Annotated in this window: 12 protein-coding genes; 6 read left to right on the forward strand and 6 right to left on the reverse strand. The window is 44.5% G+C overall.

Annotated features, from left to right (window positions below):
* Positions 1–2: 2 nt before the first annotated feature.
* From CW749_RS25635 to pspF, 6 genes are all read right to left on the reverse strand, one after another.
* Complete coding sequence (locus tag CW749_RS25635; RefSeq protein WP_101115304.1) at positions 3–785, reverse strand: ATP-binding cassette domain-containing protein; 783 nt, start codon at positions 783–785, stop codon at positions 3–5.
* The gene (locus CW749_RS25640; protein ID WP_101115305.1) at positions 782–1,777 is read right to left on the reverse strand and encodes an oligopeptide/dipeptide ABC transporter ATP-binding protein; all 996 of its coding nucleotides are present in this window, start codon (positions 1,775–1,777) and stop codon (positions 782–784) included. Before CW749_RS25640 ends, CW749_RS25635 begins: the two co-directional genes overlap by 4 nt.
* Positions 1,777–2,664 carry a putrescine export ABC transporter permease SapC gene (gene sapC / locus CW749_RS25645; protein ID WP_101115306.1) on the reverse strand — a complete coding sequence of 296 codons (888 nt, stop codon included), beginning with the start codon at positions 2,662–2,664 and terminating at the stop codon, positions 1,777–1,779. The genes CW749_RS25640 and sapC overlap by 1 nt, the downstream gene beginning before the upstream one ends.
* Entirely contained in the window at positions 2,651–3,613 is a 963-nt protein-coding gene (locus tag CW749_RS25650; RefSeq protein ID WP_101115307.1) for an ABC transporter permease subunit, read from the reverse strand. Before CW749_RS25650 ends, sapC begins: the two co-directional genes overlap by 14 nt.
* On the reverse strand, positions 3,613–5,235 hold the full coding sequence (locus tag CW749_RS25655; protein ID WP_101115402.1) for an ABC transporter substrate-binding protein: 1,623 nt from the start codon (positions 5,233–5,235) through the stop codon (positions 3,613–3,615). Before CW749_RS25655 ends, CW749_RS25650 begins: the two co-directional genes overlap by 1 nt.
* Before the next feature lie 176 nt (positions 5,236–5,411).
* Positions 5,412–6,428, reverse strand: a complete 1,017-nt coding sequence (pspF, locus tag CW749_RS25660; RefSeq protein WP_101115308.1) for a phage shock protein operon transcriptional activator — start codon at positions 6,426–6,428, stop codon at positions 5,412–5,414.
* A gap of 180 nt (positions 6,429–6,608) precedes the next feature.
* Here pspF and pspA point away from each other — a divergent pair, with 180 nt between their 5' ends.
* The 6 genes from pspA (at position 6,609) to CW749_RS25690 (ending at position 13,256) form a co-directional block, all read left to right on the forward strand.
* Positions 6,609–7,280: a phage shock protein PspA gene (gene pspA / locus CW749_RS25665; protein ID WP_101115309.1), complete on the forward strand. Its 672-nt coding sequence runs from the start codon at positions 6,609–6,611 to the stop codon at positions 7,278–7,280.
* Positions 7,281–7,300: 20 nt separating this feature from the next.
* Positions 7,301–7,531 carry an envelope stress response membrane protein PspB gene (gene pspB / locus CW749_RS25670; protein ID WP_101115310.1) on the forward strand — a complete coding sequence of 77 codons (231 nt, stop codon included), beginning with the start codon at positions 7,301–7,303 and terminating at the stop codon, positions 7,529–7,531.
* Complete coding sequence (gene pspC / locus CW749_RS25675) at positions 7,528–7,920, forward strand: envelope stress response membrane protein PspC (protein WP_101115311.1); 393 nt, start codon at positions 7,528–7,530, stop codon at positions 7,918–7,920. The genes pspB and pspC overlap by 4 nt, the downstream gene beginning before the upstream one ends.
* Before the next feature lie 131 nt (positions 7,921–8,051).
* Positions 8,052–9,086, forward strand: a complete 1,035-nt coding sequence (locus tag CW749_RS25680; RefSeq protein ID WP_101115403.1) for an efflux RND transporter periplasmic adaptor subunit — start codon at positions 8,052–8,054, stop codon at positions 9,084–9,086.
* Between the two features lies 1 nt (position 9,087).
* A complete protein-coding gene (locus CW749_RS25685) occupies positions 9,088–10,167 on the forward strand; it encodes an efflux RND transporter periplasmic adaptor subunit (RefSeq protein ID WP_101115312.1) in 1,080 nt (359 codons plus the stop codon).
* Positions 10,164–13,256 (forward strand): efflux RND transporter permease subunit, encoded by a 3,093-nt coding sequence (locus tag CW749_RS25690; protein ID WP_101115313.1) that lies wholly within the window; start codon positions 10,164–10,166, stop codon positions 13,254–13,256. The genes CW749_RS25685 and CW749_RS25690 overlap by 4 nt, the downstream gene beginning before the upstream one ends.
* Positions 13,257–13,353 lie beyond the last annotated feature (97 nt).

Consider the following 13,353-nt stretch of genomic DNA (forward strand, 5'->3'; position numbering starts at 1 on the left):
CCCTAATGTGCGGGAGCTTTATTGAAATGGCTTTCTATCAAACGTTGCGTAATCTGGTGAGATGGGTTGGCAATCACGTCATGAGTCGATCCCGATTCGACTACATCCCCTTCATGCATCACCATTATTTTATCGGTGATGTGTTTGATTATGCCAATATGCTGCGACACATAAACAAAAGACACGCCCATTTCGTCTTGCAATTCCAATAGTAAGTTTATTATCTGAGACCGCATGGCCATATCAAGACCATTTAGAGCTTCATCAGCAACAATTATAGACGGTTGAAGAATAAGTGCACGGGCAAGGTTGATCCGCTGCTTCTGACCTGTAGCCAGCATTTGAGGGTAAAAATAGGCATGTTCAGGCAGCAATCCAACACGGATTAATGTGTCTTTCACTCTCATCTTTCGAGCTTCTGACGACATATTTGTATTTCGTTTCAACGGGCCTTCAAGAATGGTCCCAATTTGCAATCTGGGGTTCAGAGATGTATTAGGATCTTGGAAAATCATGCGAATGAGTTTACAACGAGTGGAGTAATCACGGTGCTCCAATCTTTCCCCCATTACGCGAATTTCTCCTGAAGTTGGTTCTACCACACCCGCTAACATCTTAGCCAATGTTGATTTCCCTGAACCATTTTGACCAATAAAACCGAGTGTTTGCCCTGCCTCCAGAGTGAAACTTACGGGTTTCACTGCTTCTTGTTCTTTTTTAGAGAATAAACCAGAGCGACTGATAAAGGTTTTTCTGAGATCACGAACTTCTAACAACGCGCTCATGTGCGTTTCTCCATATTCAGAGGGAAATGACAGCTAAACTTATGGTTTTTGACTTTTTGAGTTCGCGGAATTTCTACGCATTGGCGCTGTGCGTGAGGGCAGCGCGGACCAAGACGACATCCAATAGGTAAATGTTGAAGTGGTGGAATCGAGCCCGGCAAAGATTGTAATTTGGACTTGTGTGGGATCCAATCATTGAAATCTGGCATGGCCTGCAAAAGAGCAACGGTATAAGGGTGCTTTGGAGCATTTAATATTTGTTTTGTTGCGGCAGATTCCACCGACTGCCCACAGTACATTACGGTGATTCTGTCTGCCCATTGCGTAATGGTCGTCAGATCATGCCCAATAAGGAGAATCGTGGTGTTATTTACTTGATTCATTCGGCTGAGCAATCTTAGAATTTGGGATTGTGTAATGGGATCTAAATCATTAGTCGGCTCATCCGCTATTAGCACTCTTGGCTTGGTTGCAATCGCCATTGCTATCATGATTTTCTGACATTCCCCATCGGTTAATTCGTAGGGGTAACTGCGCATGATGCGTTTATGATCTTTAATGCCCACTTTGTGGAGCAGTGCCATAGCCTGTTTTTTTCGCCACTTCCAAGATTGCCACCATCGACCTTCGAAAGAGTCACGTGGAATGGACTCGGCTAACTGACGTCCAACGCGCTCAGAGGGATCGAGACACGTTGAAGGCTCCTGAAAAATCATGGCGATATCGCGAGCAATGACGCGCCTTCTTTCTCGCGGTGTCAGTTGCAACAAATCAATGCTGCCTAGACGAAGCCTGTCTGCGGTGACGGTCATGTTGTCTTTGGCGATACCAAGTACTGCTTTCGCCACCAAACTTTTACCAGACCCAGATTCCCCTACTAGACCGCGAATTTCACCCTCATTCATGGTTAGGCTCATGCGATCCACGGCTTTCACTTTACCTTGCGGCGTCTCAATTTCTATTGTTAAGTGTCTGATATCGAGTAGTGGCATTATTCTGTCCCCGCATTTAATGCGCGTCGGGTTCCTTCACCAACTAGATTGATAACAACAATAGTAAACATGATCACCAAGCCGGGTAGGGTGACTGTCCATGGTGCGGAATAAATCAGCTCTACAGAATCACCAAGAATCGCTCCCCATTCGGTACTCGGGGCTTGAGCGCCGAGCCCTAAAAATCCTAATGCGGTAATGTCGAGTATGGCGACCGATAACGCCATAGTGAATTCAGCGGCGATCACGGGCAACACATTTGGAAAAATAGAGTTCCAAAGCAGGTGAACATTTCTCGCTCCATCCAAACGTGCGGCAATGACGTAGTCTTTTTCCACTTCATTGTGAACAGCGACATAGACAGAACGGATGAATCGAGGAATCAAGGCTAAACAAATAGCCAATAAAATATTGAATTCACCAAACCCTAGAAAGGCGACGAAGATGATCGCCAGCAAAAGCGAGGGAATGGACATCACCGTGTCGAGGAGGTGGTTTAACGTACTGGATATTAACCCTTTGGTCATACCTGCCAAAATACCAATGGCACAGCCTATAATGCCAGCGATTAAAGTAATCAGAATCCCAGCACCTAAAGTGAGCTGAGAGCCTTCAATCAACCGAGAAAGAATATCCCTTCCTAAATCGTCTGTTCCTAAGAAAAACTCGACGGTACCTTCAGCATTCCAAGAAGGAGGGAGTCTTAAGTTTGCGGTTTGAGCTTGTGGATCATGGGGCGTTAACCACGGTGAAAGTAGCGTAATAACCAGCAAAATGATAAAGCACCAAAGCCCAAACATCGCCAAGGTGTTACTCCGGTAGCTATTCCAGAAATGCTCAAACTGTGTAGGAACGCGTTCTTCCTGATAAACATTATTTGTCAGCATACCATTCCTTTCTTACCAGAGGATTCGCAAATGCTCCGATCAAATCCGATAGAATATTTGCAATCAAAACAAAGGTTGCAACAACCATAACGCCCGCAGAAATCGCGACGTAATCTTGATTTGAGAGTGCATCAAGCAACCAACGTCCAATACCTGGCCAGTTGAATATGGACTCCGTAATAATGGCAAAAGTCAGCATACTAGAAAGCTGAACGCCAAATTTTGGGATAATAGGTGGCAGTGCATTTCGAATAACGTGCTCGATAACAATCTCGTACTTGGACAGACCGTTAATTTTGGCAGCTCGTATATAATTCTGCTGCATTACTTCTGCTACCGAAGCTCTCATTAAGCTAATGATTTGTGTGGTAGGCGCGAGTGCGAGAACGATACACGGCAATATTAGGTGTTGCAGTACACTATGAAGCGCGTGTGCTCTCAGTGGGCTTTCAGACAACATGGCGTCAATAATGGCGAACCCAGTTACGTGGTCGATTTCGTAGAGGAGGTCATAACGTCCTTCCACTGGGAAAAGCTCCCAATTTAACGAGAACACCAGAATCAGCATCAGTGCTACCCAAAATAGTGGGGCAGCAAAGCCAGACATAGAAGTAAATGAAATGACGGTATCAATCCATTTGCCTTGTCGAGTGCCAGCGACAGTACCAATGGGCAACCCGATCATTAAAGCAATAAGAAAGGCAAAGAAGCACAATTCTAATGTGGCCGGAAAAACCACCATCAAATCGTCCCAAATAGGTGTTCCTTGCGCGTTTAGACCGAAATCAAGTTGGCTGATCTCACCAATGTACTGAAACCAGCCAGGAATTAGGTCATCCAGCGCCGCTGGTGAATTTGGGTCAAGCCTAAGAATACTGAACCCAACAAACGTGAGGACCAGTAAAGTGATAATGAATAAGTTCAGTCGTCGAATGGTATACAGAAACATTATTCGCTCCTTTCGACGGTATGAAATGAACGAACATTAAACGGGCTCATTTGAAATCCGCTCAATGAATTGTGGTTGGCTTGGTATTGAATACCATGTGCAAGTGGGATGACGGGCATTTCTTGGTTCAGTAGGTTTTGTGCCTGACGATATAGGTTTAGTCGATACCTTGGTTGGTTGGTTTCTCGGGACAAGTCCAACAAGAAATCGAAATCTGGATTACACCACATAGAGACATTCAACCCTGCTTTTTCAGCGTTACAAGATAAAAGTGGACGCAGGAAGTTATCTGGGTCGCCCGTGCTAGCCGTCCAGCCTGTTAGTAACATATCGACATTGGGTAAATTTTTATTTAGCTCTGCGCGGCTAAATCTATCGTCAGTCAGCAAATTCAGCGTTACTCCAATATCAGCAAAGCTTGCTTGTATTTGTTCTGCTGTTTTACGCGGGCTAGGGTTGTACGGACGAGGTTCTAATGGAACCCACATGGATAGAGTTAACCCTTTAGACAAGCCAGCTTCTTCTAACAACGCCAATGCATAGTTGCGATCATAGCGAATCTGGATACTGTCTTTTTGATAAGCCCATGAGCTTGGTGGCAAAAGAGTATACGCAATTGACCCAGTACCGTAATAGACGGAATCTAAGATTACTTGTCGGTTGATTGCAAGGTTAAGAGCCTTACGTACGCGACGGTCTTTTAATGCAGGGTGTGACGTGTTCAATGCAATAAACGCCACATTCATTGCCGGCTTTGCATGCAAAACCAATTCGTCATTTTCAATAATAATAGGTAGCTGGCTCGAAACAGGCGAAGACAACACGTCACATTCATTACGCAGCAATTTTGCCAACGTACCGGTGCCGCGCGTTGATATATCAAATACCACTTGCTCCATCGCGGGTTCACCTTGCCAATAGTTTGCGTGCTTCTTTACTCGAATTAAGTCACCAGTTTGGTAGTCATCTAAATAAAAGGGACCAGTTCCGATTGGTTGGGTATCAATATGATGTTTATTACCTTGTTTGATCAACTTATCCGCGTATTCACTGGAGTGGATGACTGCATAGGGGGTCGCAATGTTAGGGAGAAACGTATTGTCTGCACGAGTGAGCGTAAATTTAACTTGATGGTCGCTAATCGCTTCGACCGATTTTACCAATCCACTAAAATCGATACTTTCAAACCAAGGGTAGCGACCTTGTCCTAAATAGTGAAACGGGTGTGAACTTTTAAGAATGCGTTCGAAACTGAAGACGACATCATGAGCTGAAAAAGGTTTGGATGGAGTGAACCAAGGCGCGGTTTGAAACTCCACATTCTCTCTCAGATTAAAAAGATACTCGGTTCCATCTTCATTGACGTCCCAACTTGTCGCTAAGCTGGATATTGGTTCATGTGTTTCAGGCTCAAGTGTTAAAAGCGTATTAAACACTTGCTGGCTAAGTGCCTCCGCAGTTAATCCGCTATCTACTTGTTGAGGGTTAAATGAAACAGGTGAGCTTTGACCACAATAAACAAAGCCTTGTTTTTTTACGATGCTGTGATCAATATCATCGCCGCATGCACTGAGAAGCCATGCACTGGCGACGGTTAAAGACAATTGTATGAACGCTTTCATAGAGACGAGAATTCTGGCACTTAACGAGGTAATAATGTATCTGCTCATTAGTACCTCTCGATCTGGCTAATTTAACATTTTTTACCTGACAGACCAAATGATTAGTCTGATTTCGAATGGGCAAATGAGAATCATCGCACACCCTTTTTCACAAAGGATAAAGCTGAAATGAAACTTTACTCAGATTGTTGACCAACGAGATTGTATTTTCTCAACATGCCCCTTAACTGATGGTAGCTCAAACCGAGCATTTTCGCTGCTTGTCTTTGATTATGTTTGGATTCGTCGAGGACTTTGTGCAGTAAAGCGAGATCTTGGTCTTCTTGCCATCTTTTGTAGTCGATAGGGAATTGCATACGAGAAATATCGCCCGTCGTGTCGTCGGGAGAAGGGGCTTCCTTGCTTGGAACCAGCTCAGTTTGCCAATCGGTGCCAAAGGGGTTGAATACCAATTCATCAATAGGGAATTCCCCTGCGCCTTGCTGATAAATAGCGCGTTCTATGACGTTTTTTAACTCTCGTACGTTGCCTGGCCATTGATAATCAAGCAGAGATTGTATTGCATGATCCGTGAAACCGACAAAGACGGGCAGAGATAGCTCTCGGCACATTTTAATGGCGTATTGCTCGGCGAGTAAAAGGATGTCTTCTTTCCTGTGACGCAGTGGTGGGATGTGAATGACGTCGAATGCTAAGCGATCAAGTAAGTCTGCTCTGAAGTCTCCATTTTCTGCCATTTCTGGCAGATCAGCATTGGTTGCACAAATCAATCTCACATCGGCAGAAAGCGTTCGGCTGCCACCCACTCGCTCATATTCACCATATTCGATTACCCTCAAGAGCTTTTCCTGCACAGATAGGGGAGCAGTAGCGAGTTCATCCATAAAAAGAGAACCATTTTCTGCACGCTCGAAACGACCTTGGTGTTTGCCTTTTGAACCGGTAAATGATCCAGCCTCATGCCCAAATAGCTCTGAGTCGATTAAGCCTTCACTTAATGTTGAGCAGTTCATTGAGACAAGTGGTTGATCCCATCGCTTTGAAAGGTAATGTAAACGCTGGGCGATCAGTTCTTTACCCGTGCCCCGTTCTCCAATGACGAGAACAGGTCGTTCAATAGGCGCTAGCCTTGATACTTTATCGAGAACAGAGAGAAAAGAAGGGGATTCCCCTATAAGATTTTGCTGTTTCACGATGCGTTCCTTAAGCTGGTGGCGAAATTTACCAAGTGTTGGTGCAATTAATCATAACATAGAAAGTAAAAAATGATATTTTTATCTATCTTATTGTATTGTATGGTAAATAAAAGTTGGCACGCATTGTGTATTATAGAAACCATACCAAGTTGAACAGTCATAAACAGGAGATCAATTATGGGTATTTTTTCTCGCTTTGCGGACATCGTGAATTCAAACATCAGCTCACTTCTCGACAAAGCTGAAGATCCTGAAAAAATGATTCGTCTTATCATTCAGGAAATGGAAGACACGTTGGTTGAGGTACGCACAAACTCTGCTCGCGCCATTGCGGACAAAAAAGAATTGTCTCGCCGCGTTGATACAGTAGAGCGTCAAATCGAAGAATGGCAAGAGAAGGCAACACTTGCACTTACCAAACAGCGTGAAGATTTGGCTCGCTCTGCGCTAATCGAAAAGCAAAAACTGGAAGAAATGGCGCGTGGCTTACATACAGAGCAAACGCTAGTTGATGAAACCATTACCAAGTTAACTGGTGAGATTGGTAAGCTTGAAGCCAAGATCAACGAAACTCGTGCCAAGCAACAAGCGCTTGTGATTCGTCGTCAAGCTGCTGGTAACCGCCGTGATGTGCAAAAGCACCTGCACACTAGCCGCACCGCAGAAGCGATGTCCAAATTTGAGCAGTACGAGCGTAAAATAGATGAATTAGAAGCGGAAGCAGACAGCTTTACATCGACAGGACGCTCTCTGGATCAAGAGTTTGCAGAGTTGCAAGCACAAGACGAGATTGAAAAAGAGCTCGCAAAAATGAAAGAGCAAATGAGTCAAAATAAAGAAGACAAGTAATTAACTAACGGAGTCTCTGTATGTCAGCAGCGTTTATCACAGCCCCACTGATTGTATTTCTAATCTTTGTGGCACCAATATGGCTAGTGCTGCACTACCGCAGCAAACGAAAAACGGCGCAGGGATTGTCAGACGAAGACTTTGAAAAGCTGCAATCCATCACTCGCCACGCAGAGTCGATGCAGCAACGAGTTCAAACGCTAGAGCGTATTCTCGATGCTGAATCGCCAAACTGGAGGCAAAATCAATGAGCCAAAAGAAGAGCTTATATAAAGACCCTGAAAATGGAAAAATCGCCGGCATTTGTGCCGGCGTAGCACAGTACTTTGGTGCCGAGATCTGGTTAGTTAGGATTTTGGTCGTGTCAGCAGCGTTACTAGGTTTTGGCTTTTTTGTTATTGTCGCATACATCGCGTTAGCATTAATGCTAGAGAAGAAACCGAAAAGTATTAAACAAAGTAGTGCGCCTCAATTTGAGCACAAATTGAAAAGCAAGCCTTGGCAATCAGGAGGTACTCCTAGCCAAGTGATTCATAACCTCGAACGTGAACTGTCTGATCTCGAAGCTTCGATACAAAATATGGAAGCGTACGTAACGTCAGACGCATTCAAAGTCAATCGAGAGTTCAAGAATCTCTAACATTCTGTAACTGTTTCAGGGAGCATGAAACAAGAAGTTAGATTTCATACATTTATCTCTGAATTGCACTGGAACGCATATCCGTTTTCATCTATGTTATAACGAAGTTTCAAAACATGGATGAACACGCTATGCGTTTCAAATTTCATATACTCGCCCTATCTGTAGCAACGTTAGCTGGTTGTGGACGAGAGTTACCTCCAGTACCCGAGCCAGAATCCCGACCTGCAAAACTCCTCACCATTTCCCTTAGCGAGAAACAACTTTTTCGTGAGTTCCCTGCTACTTCTGAAGCCGGAGATAAAGCGGTTCTGGCGTTTCGCGTGCCAGGGCAACTTCAATCAATTCCTGCCACAGCGGGTAAGCAAGTCAATAAAGGCGATATCCTTGCGACACTTAACCCTGATGAATACCAACAATTGTTGAAACAAGCACAAGCGAATTTTAACTTGGCTGAAGTTCAATATTTACGATTTAAAAAACTTCGTAAAGACAAGGTGGTTTCAGAGCAAGATTTCGATAAAGCCGCTGCAAATCATAGTTCAGCGCTTGCTAGCTTAGACCAAGCAAAAGCGAACGTGAGTTATGCTTCGCTTAAAGCGCCTTACAGTGGAACAATTTCCATCGTTAATGCCCAAAATTTTGAATTTGTAGGCGCTCAACAAGGGGTTATGAACATCCAAACCGATCGGATTTTGAAAGTTGTTTTCCAGCTTCCAGAGCATGTATTCCGTCGCTTTTCAATCGGTGATGTTGTTTCGGCAGAAATGAAATTTGATACATACCTTGATCGTACGTTCCCTCTTACTTTTCAAGAAATAGATACGGAAGCTGATCCAAAAACCAACAGTTATAAAGTGACCATGGTGATGGAAAGACCCGAAGACGTCGGTTTACTGCCTGGTATGTCAGGTATTGTGCGTGTTGAAATTCCGGAGGGGAGAGAAACAACGATTCCTTCAAGCGCTGTCATGGTCCGTGAAGGGCAATCCTTTGTATGGAAAAGAAACAGCGATGGCTCTGTTGAGAATATTTCTGTGAGCTTGGACGATAACTACCACATTATCAGTGGCCTCGAAGATGGCGACCAGATTGTTATTTCCGGTGTTTCAAAGCTGGAAGAAGGCATGAAAGTGCGCGAGTGGATCAAGGAGAGAGGTCTGTAATATGAATATTAAAGTACCTTTAACATTACTTGCGCTATCTGTTTTGTCGGGTTGCGGTCAAGTTGCCGTGGTGGAAGACAAGCCATTACCGAGAGTGAAAGTCGTTGAGCTTGGAGAGTCCACTCAAAAAGAGCAAATGTTTTTCCCTGCAGTCGCGGAGGCAGCAGACAAATCTGCGTTGAGTTTTCGAGTGTCTGGCGAAATCAGTAAATTGACTGCAAAAGAAGGCGATCGCGTCAAAAAAGGGCAGGTTATCGCGCAGCTCGACCCTACCGACTACCAACTGAAAGTCAATAATGCGCAAGCAAAGTTCTCGGTCGCTGATAGCCAATATCGCCGTTCAGAACCTTTGGTGAAAAAGGGGCTGCTTGCTCAGTCGCAATTTGATGAACTTGCTGCTCAAAGAGAAATTGCATTAGCCGAACTTGAACTCGCCAAACTTCATCTTTCCTTTACCAAGCTGCTTGCTCCGATGTCGGGTATCATTTCCCGTGTTAACGTCGATCAGTTTGAAAATATTCAAGTTGGTCAGCATATCGTGAACATACACAGTACCGAACAGGTAGATGTGTTGGTGCAGATACCAGACAGATTGTTTGTTGCACAGCCCAAAGATTTGGATATTGAAAACATTCAAGTTGTGGTGCGTTTGAAAGAAGGGGTGGAATACCCAGCGGTAATTAAGGAATACACCACCGAGCCTGACCCTAAAACGGCGACTTACAACGTAACGTTTACCATGCCAATGCCGGACGACACAATTATTCTGGACGGTATGGCTGTTGAAGTAGCGGCGCAAGGTCAAAATCAGGGGCTTAACTTCCGTCTAGGAATTAGCGCTCCCATTGAAGCGATTTTCAATAGCGACGGTGATAATTTGGATCGAGACAACAAGTTTGTTTGGGTAATAGACGAAAATAACATCGCGCAAAAAACACCGATCGTAACTGGAAAAGTGAATTTGAGTGAAGTTCAAATAGTCGAGGGATTAGAGCACGGACAGCGAATTGTAACCGCTGGTGTTGCGAGATTGCGTAATGGTATGAAAGTAGAATTAGTCGAGCAGGAGGCAGGTCAATGAGTAATGCAAACCAGCCACTAAACCCTGAAGAGAAAGGCGTCGCTGCGTATTTCATTAAAAACCGCGTGATCAGCTGGATGGTATCACTTATCTTTTTGATTGGTGGTGTATCGGCTTTCTTTGGATTAGGTCGTTTGGAAGACCCGGCATTTACAATCAAAGATGCCATGATCATAACGTCTTATCCGGGGGCTACACCGCTTCAGGTTGAAGAGGAAGTTACTTATCCGCTTGAAAAAGCCATCCAGCAGTTAACTTATGTCGATGAAGTTAATTCGACATCTTCACGTGGTTTATCGCAAATCAGTGTGACCATGAAAAGTAACTATGGTCCCGACGATTTACCACAAATATGGGATGAACTTCGTCGCAAGGTGAACGATACCCAGTCTCAACTGCCTCCTGGTGTTAACCCTACTCAAGTTATTGATGACTTTGGGGATGTATACGGAATTCTACTTGCCGTTACTGGGGATGGTTACACATACAAAGAATTGCTGGACTATGTTGACTACCTTCGCCGAGATTTAGAACTTGTTGATGGTGTCGGTAAAGTGAATGTATCGGGGCAACAGCAAGAGCAAGTATTCATTGAGATCTCAATGAAGCGTATGAGTACATTAGGTATCTCGCCAAGCACGGTATTCAACCTTCTATCCACCCAAAACACCGTCAGTGATGCGGGTGCCATCCGAATAGGTGATGAATACATTCGTATTCAGCCAACAGGTGAGTTCGAGAATGTTGATAAACTTGGTGATTTGATTTTGACGGAAGGGGGCGCTCAAGGACTAATCTTCTTGCGGGATGTTGCCGAGATAAAGCGTGGTTACGTAGACGTCCCTAAAAATATCATCAACTACAATGGTCAAGTTGCGCTGAATTTGGGCGTGTCATTTAGCCAAGGGGTAAACGTCGTTGAGGTTGGCGAAAGGTTTGACCGTCGCTTAGCTGAGCTGAAATATCAGCAACCCATCGGAATCGAAATATCAGAAATTTACAGCCAGCCGAAGGAAGTTGATAAATCGGTAAGTGGGTTTGTGGTTAGCCTAGGGCAAGCTGTTGCGATTGTAATTATCGTACTTCTGTTCTTTATGGGTCTGCGCTCTGGCTTACTCATTGGTTTGATTCTGCTGCTGACGGTATTTGGTACATTCATATTTATGAAGTACCTAGCAATAGATTTACAGCGTATTTCACTGGGTGCTCTGGTCATCGCGTTAGGGATGCTGGTGGACAATGCGATTGTGGTTGTAGAAGGGATACTCATCGGCACCCAAAAAGGTCGAACGAGATTGCAGGCAGCGACCGATATTGTAACCCAAACCAAATGGCCACTTCTTGGTGCGACGGTAATTGCTGTTACCGCTTTTGCACCAATCGGCTTGTCTGACGATGCGACAGGTGAATATTGTGGAACCTTGTTTACCGTTCTACTGATTTCTTTGATGCTGAGTTGGTTTACCGCAATTTCACTGACGCCTTTCTTTGCAGACTTGTTCTTTAAAGAGAAAAAGTCCGATAAGAATGAAGAACCATCAGACCCATACAACGGTATGGTATTTGTGCTTTACCGCGGTTTCTTAGAGTTCTGCATGAAGCGTGCTTGGTTGACCGTTGTGGTACTTATCGTTGCGTTGATGGCTTCGTTATACGGGTTCACTAAAATTAAGCAGTCGTTCTTCCCATCATCGACTACACCGATGTTTATGGTTGATGTTTGGATGCCAGAAGGAACGGATATACGGGCGACAAACACGAAGCTGAAAGTGATTGCGGACTGGTTAGAGAATAAAGACGGTGTCGAACATATCACCACTACAGCCGGACAAGGCTTACAGCGCTTTATGTTGACCTATGCCCCTGAAAAGGCATATGCCGCTTATGGTGAAATTACCACCCGAGTGACCAGCCACGAAAAGCTTGAACCGTTGATGGGAGCTCTGCGCGAATACATCGAGGCTAACTTCCCTGAGATTAACTACAAGCTAAAACGCATTGAGCTCGGTCCTGGTGGCGGTGCGAAGATTGAAGCGAGAATAGTGGGCTCCGATCCAACAGTACTTCGTGGTATTGCCGCAGAAGTTATCGACATAATGAATGCCGATAAAGGAACGCACAATATTCGCCATGACTGGCGTGAAAGAACCAAAGTGCTAGAACCTGTCTTCAATGAAAGCCAAGCACGTCGTTACGGTATCACCAAGTCAGATGTTGATGAACTTCTTATGATGTCCTTCTCCGGCAAAAATATTGGTGTGTATCGAGATGGTACAACGTTAATGCCTATTGTCTCTCGCCTGCCAGAAGAAGAGCGCGTTGACTTGAGAAACATTGAGGGGATGAAAATCTGGAGCCCGGCTCTAAGTGAATTTATTCCGTTACAGCAAGTCACATTGGGCTACGACATTCGCTGGGAAGACCCGTTGATTGTAAGAAAAGATCGCAAGCGCATGCTTACGGTAATGGCAGACCCAGATCCATTAGGAGATGAAACTGCCTCGACACTACAGAAACGATTAATGTCCCAGATTGAAGCCATTGAAATGCCGTCCGGTTATTATCTTGAATGGGGCGGTGAGTACGAATCATCTCGTGATGCTCAGGAATCCTTGTTTAAGACGATGCCTCTTGGCTATTTATTCATGTTCTTGATTACGGTTTTCTTGTTCAATTCAGTGAAAGAGCCATTGATCGTATGGCTAACTGTTCCATTAGCCGTTATTGGTGTTACGTGTGGTTTGTTGCTGTTCGATACGCCATTTGGCTTTATGGCGCTCTTGGGCTTCTTAAGCTTATCTGGCATGTTGTTGAAAAATGGTATTGTTCTTCTGGATCAAATTGAGATTGAGATGAAGTCGGGTAAAGACCCATATATTGCGGTGGTTGATGCAGCGTTAAGCCGTGTTAGGCCAGTATGTATGGCAGCAATTACGACCATCTTAGGTCTTGTACCACTTCTGCCAGATATCTTCTTTAAGCCAATGGCAGTCACAATCATGTTTGGATTGGGTTTTGCAACAGTACTGACACTTATTGTCGTACCTGTGTTGTATCGTCTATTTCATAGAGTGAAAGTGGAAAGCTAACTAGCTAACTAGCTAACTAGCTAACTAGCGTTAACTTAGCCCGCCGCTCGGCGGGCTAATTGTATTTTTAGGTTACTTGGTTATAGAGTATTAAACT

Origin of the sequence: Vibrio sp. vnigr-6D03, assembly GCF_002835515.1 — a bacterium.
In the GTDB taxonomy this organism is placed as follows: Bacteria; Pseudomonadota; Gammaproteobacteria; order Enterobacterales; family Vibrionaceae; genus Vibrio; species Vibrio penaeicida.

Excerpts from the sequence above, each read along its gene's own strand:
- sapC (WP_101115306.1), bottom strand. The coding sequence starts at position 2,664 with ATGCTGACAAATAATGTTTATCAGGAAGAACGCGTTCCTACACAGTTT.
- CW749_RS25690 (WP_101115313.1), top strand. The coding sequence starts at position 10,164 with ATGAGTAATGCAAACCAGCCACTAAACCCTGAAGAGAAAGGCGTCGCT.
- CW749_RS25640 (WP_101115305.1), bottom strand. The coding sequence starts at position 1,777 with ATGCCACTACTCGATATCAGACACTTAACAATAGAAATTGAGACGCCG.
- CW749_RS25685 (WP_101115312.1), top strand. The coding sequence starts at position 9,088 with ATGAATATTAAAGTACCTTTAACATTACTTGCGCTATCTGTTTTGTCG.
- pspC (WP_101115311.1), top strand. The coding sequence starts at position 7,528 with ATGAGCCAAAAGAAGAGCTTATATAAAGACCCTGAAAATGGAAAAATC.
- CW749_RS25655 (WP_101115402.1), bottom strand. The coding sequence starts at position 5,235 with ATGAAAGCGTTCATACAATTGTCTTTAACCGTCGCCAGTGCATGGCTT.
- CW749_RS25650 (WP_101115307.1), bottom strand. The coding sequence starts at position 3,613 with ATGTTTCTGTATACCATTCGACGACTGAACTTATTCATTATCACTTTA.
- CW749_RS25635 (WP_101115304.1), bottom strand. The coding sequence starts at position 785 with ATGAGCGCGTTGTTAGAAGTTCGTGATCTCAGAAAAACCTTTATCAGT.
- pspB (WP_101115310.1), top strand. The coding sequence starts at position 7,301 with ATGTCAGCAGCGTTTATCACAGCCCCACTGATTGTATTTCTAATCTTT.
- CW749_RS25680 (WP_101115403.1), top strand. The coding sequence starts at position 8,052 with ATGCGTTTCAAATTTCATATACTCGCCCTATCTGTAGCAACGTTAGCT.
- pspA (WP_101115309.1), top strand. The coding sequence starts at position 6,609 with ATGGGTATTTTTTCTCGCTTTGCGGACATCGTGAATTCAAACATCAGC.